The 18529-nt window shown below is 38.8% G+C and carries 20 protein-coding genes; all 20 read left to right on the top strand.

Translation table 11 applies throughout. From position 1 onward, the window contains the following. The first annotated feature begins 23 nt into the window (after nucleotides 1-23). The 20 genes from GH754_RS13735 (at nucleotide 24) to GH754_RS13830 (ending at nucleotide 18529) form a co-directional block, all read left to right on the top strand. On the top strand, nucleotides 24-500 hold the full coding sequence (locus tag GH754_RS13735; protein ID WP_323742023.1) for a thioesterase family protein: 477 nt from the start codon (nucleotides 24-26) through the stop codon (nucleotides 498-500). Between the two features lie 209 nt (nucleotides 501-709). Further along, nucleotides 710-907: a hypothetical protein gene (locus GH754_RS13740; RefSeq protein ID WP_153729268.1), complete on the top strand. Its 198-nt coding sequence runs from the start codon at nucleotides 710-712 to the stop codon at nucleotides 905-907. 235 nt (nucleotides 908-1142) lie between these two features. Beyond that, nucleotides 1143-1904, top strand: coding sequence for a hypothetical protein (locus tag GH754_RS13745; protein WP_153729269.1), 762 nt, complete (start codon nucleotides 1143-1145; stop codon nucleotides 1902-1904). 366 nt (nucleotides 1905-2270) lie between these two features. Continuing rightward, the gene (locus GH754_RS13750; protein ID WP_153729270.1) at nucleotides 2271-2930 is read left to right on the top strand and encodes an SAF domain-containing protein; all 660 of its coding nucleotides are present in this window, start codon (nucleotides 2271-2273) and stop codon (nucleotides 2928-2930) included. 45 nt (nucleotides 2931-2975) lie between these two features. Continuing rightward, a complete protein-coding gene (locus GH754_RS13755; protein WP_153729271.1) occupies nucleotides 2976-4145 on the top strand; it encodes an AAA family ATPase in 1170 nt (389 codons plus the stop codon). A gap of 59 nt (nucleotides 4146-4204) precedes the next feature. Next, complete coding sequence (locus GH754_RS13760) at nucleotides 4205-5551, top strand: CpaF family protein (protein ID WP_323742024.1); 1347 nt, start codon at nucleotides 4205-4207, stop codon at nucleotides 5549-5551. Beyond that, nucleotides 5548-6474, top strand: a complete 927-nt coding sequence (locus tag GH754_RS13765) for a type II secretion system F family protein (RefSeq protein ID WP_153729272.1) — start codon at nucleotides 5548-5550, stop codon at nucleotides 6472-6474. The genes GH754_RS13760 and GH754_RS13765 overlap by 4 nt, the downstream gene beginning before the upstream one ends. Before the next feature lie 4 nt (nucleotides 6475-6478). Then, entirely contained in the window at nucleotides 6479-7411 is a 933-nt protein-coding gene (locus tag GH754_RS13770; RefSeq protein ID WP_153729273.1) for a type II secretion system F family protein, read from the top strand. A 23-nt stretch (nucleotides 7412-7434) separates the two neighbouring features. Then, nucleotides 7435-7638 carry a hypothetical protein gene (locus GH754_RS13775; protein ID WP_153729274.1) on the top strand — a complete coding sequence of 68 codons (204 nt, stop codon included), beginning with the start codon at nucleotides 7435-7437 and terminating at the stop codon, nucleotides 7636-7638. Nucleotides 7639-7666: 28 nt separating this feature from the next. Further along, nucleotides 7667-9088, top strand: a complete 1422-nt coding sequence (locus tag GH754_RS13780) for a VWA domain-containing protein (RefSeq protein WP_228550268.1) — start codon at nucleotides 7667-7669, stop codon at nucleotides 9086-9088. A 22-nt stretch (nucleotides 9089-9110) separates the two neighbouring features. Then, nucleotides 9111-10748: a hypothetical protein gene (locus tag GH754_RS13785; protein ID WP_153729275.1), complete on the top strand. Its 1638-nt coding sequence runs from the start codon at nucleotides 9111-9113 to the stop codon at nucleotides 10746-10748. 62 nt (nucleotides 10749-10810) lie between these two features. Next, on the top strand, nucleotides 10811-11389 hold the full coding sequence (locus GH754_RS13790) for a hypothetical protein (RefSeq protein WP_153729276.1): 579 nt from the start codon (nucleotides 10811-10813) through the stop codon (nucleotides 11387-11389). Between the two features lie 12 nt (nucleotides 11390-11401). Beyond that, entirely contained in the window at nucleotides 11402-11779 is a 378-nt protein-coding gene (locus GH754_RS13795) for a hypothetical protein (protein ID WP_153729277.1), read from the top strand. Next, entirely contained in the window at nucleotides 11772-12428 is a 657-nt protein-coding gene (locus GH754_RS13800; protein ID WP_153729278.1) for a hypothetical protein, read from the top strand. The genes GH754_RS13795 and GH754_RS13800 overlap by 8 nt, the downstream gene beginning before the upstream one ends. Before the next feature lie 11 nt (nucleotides 12429-12439). Then, the gene (locus tag GH754_RS13805; protein WP_153729279.1) at nucleotides 12440-12883 is read left to right on the top strand and encodes a DUF4234 domain-containing protein; all 444 of its coding nucleotides are present in this window, start codon (nucleotides 12440-12442) and stop codon (nucleotides 12881-12883) included. A gap of 12 nt (nucleotides 12884-12895) precedes the next feature. Then, nucleotides 12896-13291, top strand: a complete 396-nt coding sequence (locus GH754_RS13810; RefSeq protein WP_153729280.1) for a TadE family protein — start codon at nucleotides 12896-12898, stop codon at nucleotides 13289-13291. Continuing rightward, on the top strand, nucleotides 13288-13935 hold the full coding sequence (locus GH754_RS13815; protein ID WP_153729281.1) for a hypothetical protein: 648 nt from the start codon (nucleotides 13288-13290) through the stop codon (nucleotides 13933-13935). The genes GH754_RS13810 and GH754_RS13815 overlap by 4 nt, the downstream gene beginning before the upstream one ends. Nucleotides 13936-14118: 183 nt before the next feature. Then, nucleotides 14119-15075, top strand: a complete 957-nt coding sequence (locus GH754_RS13820) for an AAA family ATPase (protein WP_153729282.1) — start codon at nucleotides 14119-14121, stop codon at nucleotides 15073-15075. Nucleotides 15076-15077: 2 nt separating this feature from the next. Beyond that, nucleotides 15078-16343 (top strand): DUF58 domain-containing protein, encoded by a 1266-nt coding sequence (locus tag GH754_RS13825; RefSeq protein WP_153729283.1) that lies wholly within the window; start codon nucleotides 15078-15080, stop codon nucleotides 16341-16343. Beyond that, nucleotides 16343-18529 (top strand): DUF4129 domain-containing transglutaminase family protein, encoded by a 2187-nt coding sequence (locus GH754_RS13830; protein WP_153729284.1) that lies wholly within the window; start codon nucleotides 16343-16345, stop codon nucleotides 18527-18529. Before GH754_RS13825 ends, GH754_RS13830 begins: the two co-directional genes overlap by 1 nt.

Here is an 18529-nt window from a genome sequence, read left to right on the forward strand (position 1 = left end):
TTTACATGAAAAGGGGAATAGATGTGGGCGAGCCTAAAATGATCATTCAAAATAAAGTGCCAAAGGAATGGATTGATTATAACGGTCATATGAATGATGCTGAATATGTTCGTGCATTCAGCTGGGGTGTGGACCGTTTTATGAAATTAATTGGAATTTCTGATGAATTTCGTGAGCAGCAGAAGTATACCATCTATACGATGGAAACTCATGTCTGCTATTTAGACGAAATGAAACTGGGGGAGCCATTTGAAGTTTATATGCAATTGATCGATTATGACGCCAAGCGTGCCCATTTATTTTATGAGTTGTACGGTGAAAATGGAAAAAGGGCAGCAACCAGCGAACAAATGCTGATGGGTATTGATCAAACATCAGGAAAAGCTACCCCATTCCCTGATGAAATTTTCAAGCATGTAGAAGAGCTAGCCAAGCATCATACACCGTCTGAAAAACCAAAAGAAGCTGGTCGAATTATTGGGATTCGACGGAAAAAATAAGGATTGACAAAAGCGATGCCTGCAAAGCAGGCATCGCTTTTTGCCGAGTGAAGTCATATAGGCAATACTGTGTTTCTTAAACGAATCTACCTAATATACTAGCGGAATAGGAATGAGACTATTTTTGATAATCTCCGACAAGCATACAAGCGATAAGTGGCAAAGCTTAATATATTATGAGTAGCTAGAATGAAAGGAGGTAATTTGTTATGAGTAACAATGTTCAAGATGTTATTAAAAACTTGGATCCTGCAACACCTGTTGATGAGGTTATTGTTGATGGAGAGCCTGAAGGGGTAACACACTTCATTACTGTAAATGATGATGTAGCTTACTTCCGTAAAAACAATAACCAAATTGAACTATTCGAGCTTGACGAAATCAGTTCAATCACTATGCCAACCTAAAGTTGCATAGTATAGCCTTTTCATTCTAGGTTAAGCTTTACCACAGCCCATGGTGAAGATTCACTCCTGAATTTACTTGAGCGCTCTGTTTCTTAAAGAAATAGGGCGCTCTTTTTCATTGAACCCTTACATAAAAAATAACCTCTTATGGAAAGGTTCTCTTACAACATATGTAACACTGTCATTTATGGTTACATATGTTGATACTAAATAAAGAATATGGGGTAGAAGTTGAATGGTTTATTTTAATAATCGTGTAGAACCACAGTTGTATTCCAATCCAAGGCACCAAATAACCCAAAACCAAGGTTACTTTTATCATAATCGTTTGCTGTATTATATGGATAAACTTGAAAAAACAAGCAAGGAAGGTTTCAACCACATTGGCAAAAAAGTGGATGAAATTAACAGCAAACAAGATAAATTTCTATTTTCCTTATGGGAAATTAGAAAGATGCAAAGGGATTACGAAAACCGGAAAAGAATTGAGCTAGAAAATGTGACAGATGTGATCCAAAATATGGGGGAAAAACAAAGAAAAACAGGAGCTAACCAACTAGAGCATTTCATGACGAAGTTTGCTCAAGAGAATGAAAAACAAAGGAAGGATTTGGAGCAGAAATTAGAAGTGATAGATGCAAGACTCAGGGAAAAAGAAACCAACGAAGCAAAGGAAATAAATCATTTAGTTGAAAAACAAGAAGCTGCTGAACAGAATAGGCTAGAACATCAGGAGCAAATCAGCTCACAGCTTGAAGACTTAAAGAAAATACAAAATCAGTCGGTTAAGTCATCTCAAGCAATAGTGAAATTATTGAGGAGCTTATCAGTAGGTAAGCCAGTCGACTCCATAACCGTTAGAGGACATCAAATTCCATTAAAAAGGCTTATTAGCTATGAGCAGGAGACTGATTTAGCTACCTTTTTACAGGAAGACGGGAATATTGTTATTGCTGATGCTCACCAAATTGTAGCAATCACATTCCCAACGACCTAATGAGTATAATCAAATACCATTTCCTTATCAGCTAAGGTTTCCAAATGATTGGAAACCTTATTTTTACGTTTAAAAAGTCATGAACAAATAAAACTATTTCTAAATTGAGAGTTATTACCTAAATACCATTATTCGACACATTTTTCAATGTCTAATGTAAAGAAAATTGCGAGTAAACTCCTAAACTCTAAAACATAAAGTCTAAATCATGGGGTTCGTTTTTCCTACATAGTAATATTTTCTTATTAAGATAGGAATTTAGTAACGATTATAACGAAATTGACAGTTAGATTACTATGGTTATAAAATTCTTACATATTTATTACAAATAGAAGTAGTTAACACTGTCAGTTGGGTGGTTTATAAATGATTGAGTCAAAAAAACGAGCTCTAATTTTCTTGTTACTAGCTTTTATCTTGGCATCTATTGTTGGCTACCTCGTCTACGAGAAGGTGAAATCGCTAAACGCTGAGTTAGGTGGGATGACAGAGGTTTATATTGCGAACGATGATATTGCCGCCAGAACAGTTATTGATGATAGCCAAATTTCGGTAATGGAGATTCCCAATAAGTTTGTGACAGATTCCCATATAACAGATAAATCTACATTAAGAAATCGCGTTTCTGTTGTGCCTCTCGAGGGAGGGGACTTGATTACGAAGAATATGATTAAACCAGTCTCAAACTTAAGTGATAGTAATAACCGATTAGTTTCTGTTCCACGTACGGAAAGGGTAAGCTTTGATCAAACGCTCGTTGCTTTGGATCGTGTGGACATCATTGTTTCCAAAGAAAGGAACGGAGAAAAAATTACTGAAATTTTTATGAGAGATGTCCCGGTTGTTCATGCTCAAGGTTCTGGTGAGAATTTTGCAGGAATTGGAATCGAGCTGTCTGTTGAAAAAGCTAGAGAATTTATCCATGAACAGCATTATGCCGACCATATTCGTATTTTAAAGGCCAATGTAGGGAGAGAAGATGCGCCATCTCAGAACGCAGATGAGAACAGTAATGAGGAAGAATGATTTACAACTAACCTAAGAAAACAGTAAATCAAGGGGAATGTTCAAATGGAAAAAAGCCTCGATATATTACTAGTTAGTGAGGATGAATCAATTACCAATCAACTATTAAATTCCTTTGATCGCGATGAAAATAATATTACAGTCATTCGACCTGATGATGTATCGCGTGAAGTGAATAGACAAACAAGAGATATGGTCATATTCGTCCACACCAACAGTGACTATATAGTAGAACAAATTCAATACATAAAATCTATTAATCCACTAACTTATATTATCTTTTTAACCAATGACTCCGATATCAATACACTTCGTAATATCACAAGGGCAGGGGCAGAAGAATTTTTTGTCCTACCTGAAGAGCTATCTTTATTTATAAGCCGCTTTCCAACCATCCAAAAGAGCTATCAAATGAAACTACATTCAGAAAAAGAACAACCGATCATGTTTGGAAGAGGGAGAGGACAAATCTATTCCTTTTACAGTGGCAAGGGCGGAACAGGAAAATCATTAGTTTCATCAACATTTGCTCAAACCTTAAAATTAGAATCTGCGGCAGAAGTGATTTTGATTGATTTAAACATTCAATATGGTGGGGTTGAAACACTATTATCGATTGAAGCCAATCGGTCTATTGCAGATCTTAAACCCGTGATTCAGGAGTTAAATGAAAACCATATACGGAATGTTTCGCAGACAGAAGAGCATTCCTACTTAGAAATATTAATTAGTCCATGTGATACCGAAGTCGAAGAACAGTTAGATGAGGACTTTGTTAGTAAATTGCTTCGTACCTGTAGGAGGTCCTTTGACTATTGCATCATAGACCTACCATCCAATATGAGTGCACTAACAGCAACAGCCATAGAAGAATCCGATAAAGTTTACTATTTACTGCTTCCAGAGACATCCTCCTTAAGGGTGTTAAAGTACTTTGAACAGCTATGTGAACGTCTTGGAATTCACTTGCAATCAAGTCTGGAATTGGTCATGAACAAACTGTCTAAGGACAATGAATTAAAGCTCAAGGATATTAAAAACCTAGTACGTTTTCCCATTACTGCTACCATACGAAATGATTACAAGGGACTCCAAACATACATAAATAAGGGAGAACCGATTCGAAAAAAACAACGAGAAAAGCTCATACCCTTCGCCAAGGATATTAGACGATTTGCAAGATCAGTACTAAATCCGAAGACGGAGCAGGTTTAGTGTTGATAATTTTAAACAGGCACCTAGGCAAGAAGCTGGATTAAAGAGGGGGTCATAGTGTGCCATCATTATTTGATAAAAGGAAAGAAAATGTCACTCAAGGGAGAACAGCATCCCCGGAGCAAAATCATTTAATTGAGAATTTGGTTGAACATTATAAAGCAAGACTACTGCGGGATACCAACTTAGAAGCTTTAACGAGTCTCAGCCAGGGCGAAATGAGACTAAAAATCGAACAGTTAATTTCTCAATTTATGTCAGAGGAAAAAGTCATTATCCCAAGACAGGATAAGGAAGTATTAATAAATCGAATCCTAGATGAATCTGTTGGTTATGGGCCACTCGAGCCATTAATTCATGATGATTCCATTACAGAAATCCTGATTAACGGTCATGATGAAGTGTACATAGAACGATTTGGGAAATTGGAAAAGAGCCCAGTTAAATTCCGGGATGATGACCATATCCGTCATGTTGTAGACCGAATCGTAGCCCCAATAGGGAGAAGGATCGATGAAAGCTCGCCTATGGTTGATGCTAGATTACCAGATCGAAGTCGTGTAAATGCGGTTATTCCACCCGTGAGTCTGCAGGGTACACTCGTATCGATACGGAAATTTAGAAAAGAGCCGTTTAAAATGGAGGATTTACTTGGTTTTCAAACTCTTGATCCAAATATGGCTACATTTTTAGAGGCTGTTATTGGCTCTAAATTAAACACGTTGATTTCGGGTGGAACAGGCTCGGGTAAGACCACGCTGTTAAATGTATTAGCTGCTTGTATTTCCTATGATGAAAGAGTGATTACCATTGAGGATTCAGCAGAACTGCGCCTTGACCGCCCCAATGTAGTAGGGATGGAGTCCCGTTCGGCAAACGTCGAGGGGCGTGGTGAAATCACTATTCGCGAGCTTGTGAAGAATGCGCTAAGAATGCGCCCTGATCGAATTATTGTCGGGGAGGTTCGTGGTGGAGAGGCCTTTGATATGCTACAGGCTATGAACACCGGCCATGAGGGGTCCATAACCACTGTGCATGCGAACTCACCAAGTGATGCTCTTCGTCGTGTGGAAGCAATGGTGGTGATGGCTGGACTAGAGCTACCTTCAAGAATTATTCGTGAGTATATTATTGGTGCACTTGATATCATCGTTCAAGTCAATCGACACACAGACGGAACGAGAAAAATTGTTTCCATATCTGAGGTAAAAAAGTTTGAGGATGGCAGTCATGAAATTAGAGAAATTTTCACCTTTAAACGAACTGGAATGACAAAGGATGGAAAAATCAAGGGCTATTATACACCAACTGGATATGTTCCCCAATGCCTTGAGAGAATTAATACCTTTGGAAATCAAATTCCTGATTCCATCTTTCACTCCAGGAAGAAGGAGGTCGGGCTTTGAGTACAGCCCTAATCGCAACTTTATCAACATTAGCTTTTTTAATTGGCATCATCTTTTATTTAGACTACCGCAAAGAAAAAAGAGATTGGCGAAAAAGAGTAGAAGACTTTTATCAAACAGAAGGTAGCAGAAAGAGTTTTATTGTTTTGCTTGGAGATCGATATGATCAAACTGAAGCAGCGAAACCTATGTTTACCAAATTAAAGGCAGCCAATATTCCCTTAACCCCATCTGAGTTTATTGGAGCACAAATTGTAGCTTTTATGGGAGCTGTGATTGTATTAGGCAATATGTTTCATTTGGACTTTTTATTAAGCCTGTTGATTTCCTTTCTGGTTGTGGTAGGGGGAAAGAAACTATTATTCTTAGTCCGCAAAAATAAGATGAGGGAAAGATTAGCAGAACAGTTACCTGAAATCTGCCGGATGCTAGCGAATGCAACCCGTTCTGGGATGACCTTAAATCAAGGCATTCAGCTTGTTGCACAGGAAATTAGCGAGCCAGCCCGAAGTGAATTTAGACAATTGGCTCAGGAGCTTTCACTTGGAATTGAATTTAATACAGCCATTCAAGCAATGGAAAAACGAGTGAATAATCGAGAATTTAAGTTGTTTGTAGCTACTGTTCTTATTCAAAAGAAAGCTGGGGGTAATTTATCAGCGATTTTAGAAGAAATGAGCCAGACCTTAGATGACCGCAAAATATTGAAGCAAGAAATTAAAACGATGACAGCAGAGCAAAGGTATATTTCATACTTGGTTCCTGTAATTCCTGTTTTTCTAGTATTAATGATGAATAACATTATAGATGGATTTTTAGACCCATTGTTTTCAGGCATCGGAATTATTTTACTCTTTTTATTCTTAGGTGGAACCGTCGTTACCTTTTTGCTTGTACGTAAGGTCACGAACATTAGGATGTGAGAGCATGGATGGTTTGATTGTCATATTCATCATATTGAGTCTTTTGTTTTTAGGATTAAGCCTACGAAGTATCTATCAATATACCATATATAAGCAGGAGCTTAGGAAGGATTTAAAGAAACAAACGGAGATTTATAATCCCTTTGAGAAGAAGGTTTCACGAAAGGAACGCATTCTTACCAAGCTTTTTCAGTATGCCGATGATTTTTCTCATATTGGTCAAAGGATCAACTTCTCAAGTGAAGACCACGATGTTAAGAAGTGGCTTATGCATGCGGGGCATCCTTATAACCTAACTGTTGAACGATTTCAAGGGCTGAAAATCTTTTTAGCTATTATCGGTTTGATGATAGGTGGAATTGGTTTAATTATACAGCTGCCTTTTTCAGAAATAGCGGTGATTTTATATCCTGTTATTGGTTATGTAGGGAACATTTATTGGATTAAAAACAAAGCGAAAAAGAGACAGGAAGAGCTATCCTATCAGCTTCCTGACTTCTTAGACACAATGAGTGTTACCCTGCAGGCTGGGGTGGGGTTAGATCAAGCCTTACGAGATATCGTTCCCTTCTTCGATGATCCTGTCAAGGAAGAGTTTGGCCGCTTTCTACAAGAAATTAATGTAGGGCTACCTAGAAAAGAAGCCTATCAAACGTTACTCACGCGTAACGAAAGTAAAGAGTTTCAGCTGTTAATTAAGTCATTAATTCAGGGGGAGCGCTTAGGGATTCCAATCTCCAATACTTTTCAACAGCAAGCAGAGGAAATGCGAAAGCTTAAAAAGGAAATGGTGAAAGAGAAAGCGGCTAAAGCTTCCCCAAAGGTGACGTTAATTACGACTTTTATTGTATTACCATCATCACTCATTTTAATCGGTGGGTTGATGGTTATTAATATGTTCAGTCAGAATCAAAATATTTTTCAATTACTTAAATAAACATGGAAAGGGAGAGATCTAGAATGGAAAGATTGGTAAAGCTGTATGTAAAAATGACAACACCAGTAAGAAACGAAAGGGGTGCACAGTCATTAGAATGGCTAGGCATTGCCGCATTACTAATCCTTGTGCTTGGAATTGTCTCCTCAGCCGTTAGTGATAACGAAGGCGGCATCAAGAGCATTATAAGCAACATTATCCAAAAAATTTCCGATATGGTAGGTTAGAAGTTTAAAAGTAGAGGGAGTGTATCTGTTGTTTAAGATCAAAACCCTAATCGTATTTTTGGTTATGATCCTAGCAATTATAGGATGTACAAATGATGAGAAAGAAGAACCATTAGAACCAATTGCAAAAGAGGCAGAAGATCAAAATAATGATGAGAACCAGCCAGAAGAAAACAGTAAAGAAGAACAAAGTCCATCAGCAGCAGAGGAAGAACCAAACATAGAAGTGGACCCTCTTCCTACGACCTTTAAAGAACTAGAAAAATTAAAGGTAGGCGTAGATGCAGGCCCACTTTACGAATCAGGTAAAGATACTCAGGAGCAAAATAAGGAAATTGCAGAACATTTCAAAGACTTACCTCTACCTGAAGATAAGGCAAACCCGTCGGAACTAGAATTAGATTATTTGTTCCGAGAAATGTTAAAACGGGTTCAGCTCGATTTCCAAGGACCTGAGCAGATTATGAAAGAAATTAAGTTTCAATCCCTTGGGAACCCAGATATTGAGGACGCACGATATCAATTTAAAGAAAATTTGAATGTCGTGATTTTATTAGATGCATCAGGAAGTATGGCCCAAGTGATCGATGGCAAGACCAAAATGGCTGCCGCTAAGGACGCCATATCCAACTTCTTAGGAGAATTGCCAGAAGAAACCAATGTAGCTTTACGTGTTTACGGACATAAAGGTACAGGTTCAGATAGTGACAAGGAACTGTCCTGTAGTAGCTCTGAACTCGTGTATGGCTTTGATTCATATGAAAGCTCGTCCTTTGATCGAGCATTAAGCCAAGTGAAACCAGCAGGCTGGACTCCGACAGGCTTGGCATTAAGTGATGCACAAAAGGATCTATCCTCCTATGACGGTAAAAAGAACACCAATATTGTGTACTTAGTTAGTGATGGGATCGAAACCTGTGATACTAATCCGGTCGAATCGGCTAAGGAGCTTTATGATTCCGAAATTACCCCAATAATCAATGTGCTTGGCTTTGATGTTGATGGGGAGGGGCAAAATCATTTACAGGAGATTGCTGATTCTGTGGATGGAATTTATCAAACCGTTTCTGACGAAAATGAGTTAGCTAAAGAGTTAGATAAAGTCAATGACATCGCTCAGGCTTGGGAGGAATGGAAAGATAAAGGAATGGAATCACTAGATTACCAGAAGACAACCAATAGCCTAAAAATCTTTAGCTATGTCACGGATCAAAGTGTGAAAGAAACAGATGAACGTAATAGTATGAACTTTATTGTTCGAGCATTGGAGGAGCATGGTTATATCAGCAGTGAAGCAAAACGCTATTTATTAGAAAAAAACAAAGAATACCATGCTTGGATACAATCAGAAGTCAATCAGCTTGAGGAAGAACTTGATGCACTAAATGAATCAAGCTATAAAGAAGCGGTGAAGGCGTTAGAAGAAAAATATGAGTTAAATGTGGAATGATTGATGGAAAAGTGGTGATGATGTGAAAAGGTTTCGGTTAGGTAAGTTAGTGCCAATCACAATGATTGCGTTTCTATTATGCTGGACATCATTCCCTACCATTGCATTAGCTAGTTTCATAACTCCAGGAACGCCGATTACACCAGGAGATGCCATAACCCCAGGAGAACCTATTAATGGTGGCGAATTCATTGTACCAGGCGAAGTGTATGATCCAGGGGAAACGTATCAACCTGGTGATCAGATTGATTTAGGTGATACAGGGAGCTCAGGAACCCCTATTATAGAGAGCTCGCCTATGACACAGGGTATATTTATTATTCCAAATGCACCCATTTCACCGTCATATGTTGAATTTGCTAACCAATCCATAATGCCAGGCGATCCGATGAAATCAGGAGATTCGGTGCAAACTGGTGAAAACGTCACCGGCGGGAATGGGGTCCAAAGCGGTTCAGCGGTCAATGGTGGTGCAGCTAATGGTGACGGTAGCTCTATAAACGGTGGCAACTCAGTAGAGAACGGTGATGCTATCAATAGTGGGGACCAAGCATCAAATGGCGAAGCGGCTACAGGTGGAAATGCTATTGACGGCGGAAATGCCAATGGAAATGGTCAAGGTGGAACGAATGGCGATGCTGTAAATAGCCAGGGACCGATTCAAACCGGAGATGGTATGAATGGTGGAGATTCGACAACAGGCGGCAAAACTGATGGTTCTGGAAATGGTATTGAGGGGAGTGCGGGATCAGGAGGATCAGAAGGAAGTGAAGGGCAAGCGGGATCAGGGGAACCACCGTCACTTCTAAACTTAACCTTTAATACAACGAATGACGACCAAGGATTGTTTGGTCGTGTTACAGGTTTTTTAAAGGATACGAAGCGCTATGTTGTTAACTTTGCAGACGATGTAGCTCAAGGGGTAACATCCATTTATGCCGGTTTCCGTTTTAATGAGTTAGCGGATGGTAAATATTCTGTTTATGGAAAAAATCAATTAGGAAACAAAATATCTAACTGGTTTTATGATCGTTATCGACAATACTCTTATAATGGTGATAATGTTCATTTTGGTCCACATTCTAGAAGAATTGGGGAAGGCCGATATAATGCCTTCTTAAACAGTAAAGGCTTAGCTAGTAATGGTGGTTTACTTGGACATGTAGCTAGTTCAACGAAAAATGCTATCAACAATTCCTGGAACGTCTTTTCAAAAGGATTTTGGAAGCCGAGTAACTCATTAAAACTTGGTGGTCCGGCTGGTGTCATACTTAACTCAGCAGGGTCGATTTATAAGCATTCAGATGGTTTTTCAAATATGGGTGGTTTAGCATCGACGGATTTTGCTGCGTCCTTTACAACAGACGCAGCGGTTGGGATAGCCTCAACAGCCATTGGTAGTGCGGCTTCTAGTATGGCAACTGGTGCACTAGCAGGGTCAGTAGTGCCAGGAGTAGGGACAGTTGTAGGGGCCGTAGCTGGTCTAGGTGCTGGTTTATTAACAACTTACTTAGTCAATGGAACTGCAACTGGAAGAAGAATCAAAAAGGCAACAACAGAGTTTGTTAAAAAAGGCTACGATAAGGCTGTAGAGGGTGTGAAATGGGTAGGAGATAAAGTTTCCTCGGCATTTTCAAAGCTAGGTGGTTTGTTTAGCTAAACCAACTGTTGATGTGCCCTGTGCTTGTCATGGGGCACGACTAATTAATGGAGGTGAAAGAATTGAATAAGTACGTACCATTTAAGCAGAGTCGCATTATCCCGACATCTATTTTGCTATTTATGATGGGATTTCTCGTGAGTTTTTTACCTGAGGAAAATTGGACATTATTATGGTTTAATTTTCTTTTAGCCGCTCTTTGCTCTGTAATCTTTTTTATATTATGGCGACTACATCGAGGTCGTAGTAAGCGTTACTTTTCTCTTTTGTCCTATATTATGTTAAATGCTCTAACCGTGTATTTCTCCATTCCTATTTTTCGCTTAATATACGGAACCATTGCGTTTTGGGTATGTGTCGTTATTCTTGCAACGATGATATTTTTACCATATCTATATGCGGAGGAAATGGCTGTTGGAATCAATCAACCCCAAAAGTCTAAGCTTGGAAAGATTTATACCATTTTTGCCCCGTTATTAATCATCTTTGGGGGATTCATATACATGGGGTCACTTTCCACCTCTAACCCGGACGCCTTATTTATTGCTATTTTTCTCTTTTTAGGTGCCGTACTATTTCTATGTATATCGCCAGTATTATTGATTCAACCGCAACGAATGAAAGAATTAGAAAGGAAATAGGGGAGATTAGAAATGTTTCAACTTATGGGGTTCATACAGGCTATTGGTGTCTCAGTGTTGATAACCATTTGCTTTTCCTTTATGGTCGGTTTTTTAAGTTTAGCAAGTGTAGAGTGGAGTGTGCTGATTAGCTTTTTAGTCTCGTATATTAGCATTGGTATTTTTGCGCCTTTATGGAACCGGAAGACTCCTTATTTTGCTACCTTCTTAGGCAGTATAACCATCGTTGTTATAAATTTTATCTTTTCAACCATCATTTTACGCATCCCGGTATTAGTCGACCCACTTCAGGTGAATCAAAATTTAACGGCAAGTGTGGCAGTATCATTATCTACAGCATTGCTTGTTATTCCCATTTTAAAAAGAAATGAGCGTAACAGTTATGATTAGAGAAAGCTTAGAGTTATACAATCGTCATTTAATCAAAATATTACTGTTAAGTGTGTTGTTCGTTATCCCGTTAACACTTTTTTGTTACGTTGCCACCTATTATTTATTTGACCAGTTAACGAGTGAGCAGCACCCAAATTTATATGCTCTGTTTTTAATAGTCATTAATTTTGTACTGGTCATTCCATCATTTATGAAACTAGCGTTAACAGATATAGAAGATGATGAACTTCCTTCGGTGGGGCAGTTGATTTATGAAGGGCTCCGTTATTTTGGTTTGATTCTGTTTCTAACCATTCCATTCTATATTGTCGGTGTGTTAGGGAGTGCGTTCTTTTTTATACCAACCATCCTTTGCTTTGCGATCATTCTTTTAATTCCATTCTTTGTTAAACAAAAAACAGTAGGGGATGTATTTCGTCAGGTAGGTAAAACGTTAAGAAATGAAAACATCTTTCTTTTATTAGATCTACTCGTGATTGTAAGTGTTCAAATTCTAGTCTGGGGTCTTTTAATGATAATTTTTGCAAACTTTGAAAATAACTTTTATGTATATGGGTTAGCAAGGTCAATGATGAATTCTTTTATCTTCCCTTTGCTAGTTTTTTACTTCACGATTAAATATCGAAAATCGGAATTAAGCCTTTAGTGGAGGTTATCATGAGCCAAACGGAAACAGTGGAATTGAAAAAGAGTAATATCGTTTTAGTCGTCTTTTTAAGTCTGATTACATTAGGTATTTACATAGGTTATTGGTTTTTGAACCGGAAAGATAGTATCCAGACGTTGGAGTCGAAAAGGGGTGTTCCGTTTAAATGGTGGGTAGTGTTTACGATATATCTCGTAACCGCTTTTCTTCTATTCTTTACAGATGCAGTTTTCTTCACTCCTTATGGCATGCTGATTGTCGAATCGGTTAATACCATCATCGCCTATTATTTTTTAGGACTCCTCTATTATTCTGTTTTTCGCCTTAAGGAAGTATTAGAGAGCCATTATGAGGAGCTGCACTTACATAAGGTGTTGTTATTCTTTTTCCACATCTGGTACATACAATTCAAGCTTAACCAGCTTAAACAAAGTAGTTTGCCATTACAAGAATGAGGAGCGTTTGACATGAGGAAGCTTTGGGCTAAAATCCGAAAAGAAGATGGTGCAGTCAGTTTAGAATTCATAGGGATTATACCGTTTTTCTTTATGTTTTTCCTTATTTTATGGCAGGTGGTTGCATCTGGATATGCGGTTTATACGATGAAAACAGCTGCGAATGAGGGAGCGAAGACGTATTCAATTACCCAAAATATTAATAAAACGGAGGATACAGTTAAAGCTGCGATCAACTCGACTTCTGTTTTAAATTATGAGGATATGCGGGTGATTCCTTATGCCACTGGCGAGTTTGAATTAATTGTAGAGGTCAACCATCCTCTCGTTTTTGTTCCGGATGAATGGAAGCCTTCTACAGCGGTTGATTTAGAGGAAACAACGGTAAGTCAGGTGTTAGTGGAATGAAGACCTATGTAACAGATGAAAAAGGGAATGCCTCTCTCTATCTTCTTTGGTTACTCGGGATCGTAGCACTCCTTTTTATTATTGTATTAAATATGACGAAGGCTTTTCTAACGGGACATGAAGCTTCTTCTGTAGTTGAGCAGGCTGCCTTTTCCGGTACCTCCGTTTACATACGGGAGTCCAAACAGGCGATTGCCGATTTTGATGGCGACCCAGATTCTATTCTCACGCGGCCTCATCATGGTGGAAAAACAATTGGTGAACTGATAAGTGAAAAGCAAACAGAGCATGAAGGAAACGGCTATTCACCTGATCAAGCCTACATTAAGGCGCTGAATGATGTGCTGCCAGGTGAGATTGATGCACATTCTGAGTTAAAGGATGCATTTGTAGACCGATTTTCTAGTGTGTCGATTAATGACCAAGTGTTTGGAGCGGTTCAATCCATCATTCAGAATCATGCTGATGCCAACCCGTCCGACACCCGGGTCATACTATCAAACACAGATTGGCGGCTAGAGGTGGAATCGACGGTAACATTCAAGAGTATCTCAGATTCTAATTACATCCCTGTCTTTCAAGAGAAAATCTCATCAACAGGCTATGGCCCAAAGCTATTATATTTGGAAAATGTATATAACTAGTATTAAGATTAACCCTGAGTAAAGCGTAATGGACTACTTAGGGTTTTGTTGTTTTATGAAGCGTAAAAATTTCCACTAGATTATAAGATTTTCATTTTGTGTCTATACTTTGTATATAGTATAGTTATAGTATGTACGTGTTTCACAAAATTTCAGACTATTTATTGGGAGGAACGTGATTCAATGACCCAACAAACATTTATATACCACGAAAAAGCAGATCAACTTTTACGTAATATTCAAAAGGTTATTATCGGAAAAGAAGAAGTCACGAAGCTTAGTATTGTAGCACTACTTGCACAAGGACATGTATTACTAGAGGATGTACCAGGCGTTGGGAAAACCATGCTCGTTCGTGCACTCGCAAAATCATTAAATTGTGAGTTTAAAAGAATACAATTTACTCCAGATCTATTACCTTCAGACGTAACAGGCGTTTCCATTTATAATCCAAAAGAACTCCAGTTTGAATTCAGACCAGGACCTATTCTAGGAAATATTGTGTTGGCAGATGAAATTAATCGAACTTCTCCCAAAACACAATCCGCTCTTTTAGAGGGTATGGAAGAGAAAAACATAACCGTTGATGGGATGGCAGTACCACTTAAAAAGCCGTTTTTCGTTATGGCAACACAAAACCCAATCGAATATGAAGGTACCTATCCATTGCCAGAGGCTCAACTAGATCGTTTTCTACTAAAACTAAATATGGGCTACCCAACCTATCAAGAAGAAATTGAAATGCTTAACCGAACCTCCCATTCACACCCGATTGATTCCATTGAGCCTATTATGGATCAAGAGCAACTAGTCGGATTGCAGCAGGAAGTGGATCAGGTATTGGTAAACACTTCAATTCAACGTTATATTGTGGAGATTGTCAGTGGAACCCGTAACCATCCTCATGTTTACTTAGGGGCAAGCCCACGTGGGTCAATTGCACTTATGAAGGCCGCCAAAGCCTATGCTTTCCTTCATAATCGTGACTATGTGGTTCCGGATGATGTGAAATACTTGGCTCCCTTTGTTCTTTCCCACCGGATTATTACAACATCCGAAAGTAGGTTTGAAGATAAAGATGAGAAGGCTATTGTGGAGGAAGTGTTAGCTCAAACTAAAGTACCAATAGATAGGGGTTAAACATGAAAAAATTCATCCTAAACCTATTTAAAATTCTATTAATTTTAATTCCTCTAGGCGTGTTATACTCATATGCCATGTTTCAGGGTGGATTTGTGAGCTGGTTTTTATTTTTCGGATCCTTGCCCATCCTAATCTACATGGCATTACTACTAATCTATCCAATGTCTAGATTAAAGATAGAAAGAAGCATCCAGCCCGTGATAACAGAGGCGGGAAATTCGGTTACAGTTGAGATTAAGTTCAAGCGTGACCGATTTTTCCCTCTTTATTACTGCGTGATAGAGGATTTACTACCAGATACATTAGATTATCGGGATACAAAAAGAAAGAAGTTTAGTTTTTTATCCAACCCGGATGCGTTAAAACAAAAGCAACGTGTCAAAAAAGTCATTTTCCCTTGGTTTAAACAAACCTTTAGCTTTACGTACAAGATTAACGAGTTGCCAAGAGGTGAGCATGTCTTTCAACACATTCGTATAAGTACAGGGGATTTTATTGGAATCATTAAGAAGGAAGAGACTTATCCGGTTGAAACGAAGCTTTTAGTTTATCCTTCAGAAAGAAAGGTACTTCTTCATAAACAGGCGCAAAGCTTTGAAGAAGGAGCTTCAGCATCCTTCAATCGTACGGTGAAAAATACAATGGTCGTATCTGGTGTTCGCGAGTATATGCCAGGTGACCGTGTGTCCTGGATCGATTGGAAGGCAAGCGCGAAAAAGAACACGATGATGACCAAGGAATTTGACCAGGAAAAAAGTCAGGATATGTATTTGATGTTTGATGGAACAGCCCATGAGAACCTAAACTGGCTCGCCTTTGAAGGTGCTGTAGAAGTTGGGGTTTCGCTGATTGATGTGCTTAAAGAAGAATCTGCTAGATTAGTATTTTCTGTATTGGGCAGTGACCGGACAACGGTACCCATCAATAAAAATCAAATGAGTAAGGAACAAGTCAAACATCATATGACTACAATCCAACCGAAGCCTGCAATTCCATTTGGTCGATTAGTGAAACAAGAAACAGGTGTTTTGCCAAAGGGCTATTTAATGATGGTTATTACCACCCAGTTGAGCTTAGAGCTTTATGATACGTTACTACAGTTAAGACAAAAAAGTCCAAGAGTAGTCTTGTATTTGATCCAATCAGATCAAGCCTTAACCGAAGATGAAAAGAAGTGGCTAAAGTATTTACGCAGTAGTGATGTGGTGGTTAATCTTCTCTCTGAAGGTCAATTAATGAAGCTAACTATTGAGGTGAACGCATAATGCGTTTAAAACAAGAACAACAACCAAACCAAGTCTTTTTAAATGTCGTTTTGTATATTGGTAGTTTCCTCCTACTTTGGGAATGGCTAAGGCCTTTAGACCAAATTACCGATACAGGGAATGTACTCATTTTTATTCTTTACATGTCGTTTTGCTTTTTCCTTACCTATATGCAAATTCAATGGTGGATTACATTTCCGTTAAAACTTCTAGGGTTGCTATTCATCCTGGATGGTCTTTTCTTTCAAGAACAGTTTCTATCAGCCTCCTGGTTTCAGCATCTACTATTTGATATTCAATATAATTTTAGTGTGATGTCTGAACAGCAATGGTGGGAGATGACCGCACTCTTTCGTTCCATGCTCTTTTTAATTTTACTATGGTTGATGAGCTACCTTCTTTACTACTGGTTTGTGATTGCTAAACGTACTCTTTTCTTTGTATTATTAACGTTTATCTATTTGACCGTTGTGGATACATTCACGGTTTATGATGCCAAATATGCGATCATCCGTACTTTCCTTATTTCGATGATAATTTTAGGGTTAACGAATTTTCAACGAATTCTTATCAAAGAAAAAATATTCCGCATTCCTAAGGGGAATTACATTGCATGGGTGCTTCCCCTAATTGCAATTGTGTTATTTTCGAGCGTTGTAGGCTTTGCGGCACCAAAATATAGTCCTCAATGGCCTGACCCTGTACCATTCCTGAAAAGCACTGCTGAAAATGCAGGGGGAGGAAGTGGTACAGGTTCTGGGATTAAAAAGGTAGGCTATGGAGAAAATGATGAACGGTTAGGTGGAGCCTTTGTTCAAGATGAAACAGTAGTATTTCGAGCCCAAGTTGAGGATGCACAGTATTGGAAAATTGAAACGAAGGATGTGTATACCGGAAAAGGCTGGGTTCGTTCCGGTGAGCGGCCTTTTGCTGAGAGTGATGATGGAACAATAGAATTCAATGACATTGCTGATACCGTAGAGACCGAGCCACAACAGGCTACAATAAATTTTAACAACGAGGAACTACTACCAAAGTTGGTATATCCTTATGGTCTATCCCAGATTAATTTAAATGGAGAAAGTCCATATCAATATTCCTACAGCCAGGATACAGGTGAAATTTATCCGAAGTTAGGGAATGAACGGGTGCAAATGGGCTCCTATGAAGTAAGCTACGATCAGCCTGTATACTCCTTAAAGGTGTTAAGAGAAGGGAGTGTTGATGACCCTTCTGTTATTCAGGAAAGATATACACAACTGCCAGAAACTTTGCCACAGCGTGTGAAGGATTTAGCAGCGGAAATCACAGCTGATGAAAATAACCGCTATGATAAAACAAAGGCAGTAGAAGGCTTTTTTAAATCACCAGATTTTCAATATAGTACAACCGATGTTCCTGTACCGGATGATAACGAGGATTATGTCGATCAATTTCTCTTTGAATCTCATTTAGGGTATTGTGATAACTTTTCAACCTCGATGGTTGTTCTCCTACGTTCTGTGGATATCCCTGCAAGATGGGTGAAGGGCTTTGGAGCAGGAGAAATCGTAGAACGTAATCCGACAGAAGGGAACACTTATGAAATAACGAATTCAAATGCCCACTCCTGGGTAGAGGTTTATTTTCCAGATGCAGGCTGGGTTCCCTTTGAACCGACAAAGGGCTTCTATAACCCTGTGGATTTCACATCCGGACAAAGTCTAGAGGATTTGCTCAATAATCAGGAAGAAGAAGATATTCCAGTAAGTGAAATGGAAGAGGAGCCAAATGATCCGGCTGAGGAAGAAGAACAAGGAGGCTCAGCATCATTTACGATTCCTTGGGATGTGTTGCTTATCGTTGGTCTAGTATTGCTTGCGATCTCAGGGCTATTGTACTGGAAACGATTTACTTGGATGTATTGGTTAAAACGAAGACAATTTCACAAAAAAAATGATGTTGAAACGTACTTGAAATCCTATCAGTTCCTCCTATCCTTACTGAATAAAAAAGGGATTAAAAGAGAGGATGACCAAACGTTACGTGAATACGCTCGTACGGTTGACCGTAAATTGCAGTCCAGTGAAATGGGGCGCTTAACGTACTATTATGAACGAATTCTATATCGGGATGACACAGATACAAGCCAGTGGAACAAAATGAGGCAATTATGGGAAAATTTAATCAACAGGGTAAAGTATTGA

Origin of the sequence: Salinibacillus xinjiangensis (assembly GCF_009649735.1) — a bacterium.
Classification (GTDB): Bacteria; Bacillota; Bacilli; order Bacillales; family Alkalibacillaceae; genus Salinibacillus; species Salinibacillus xinjiangensis.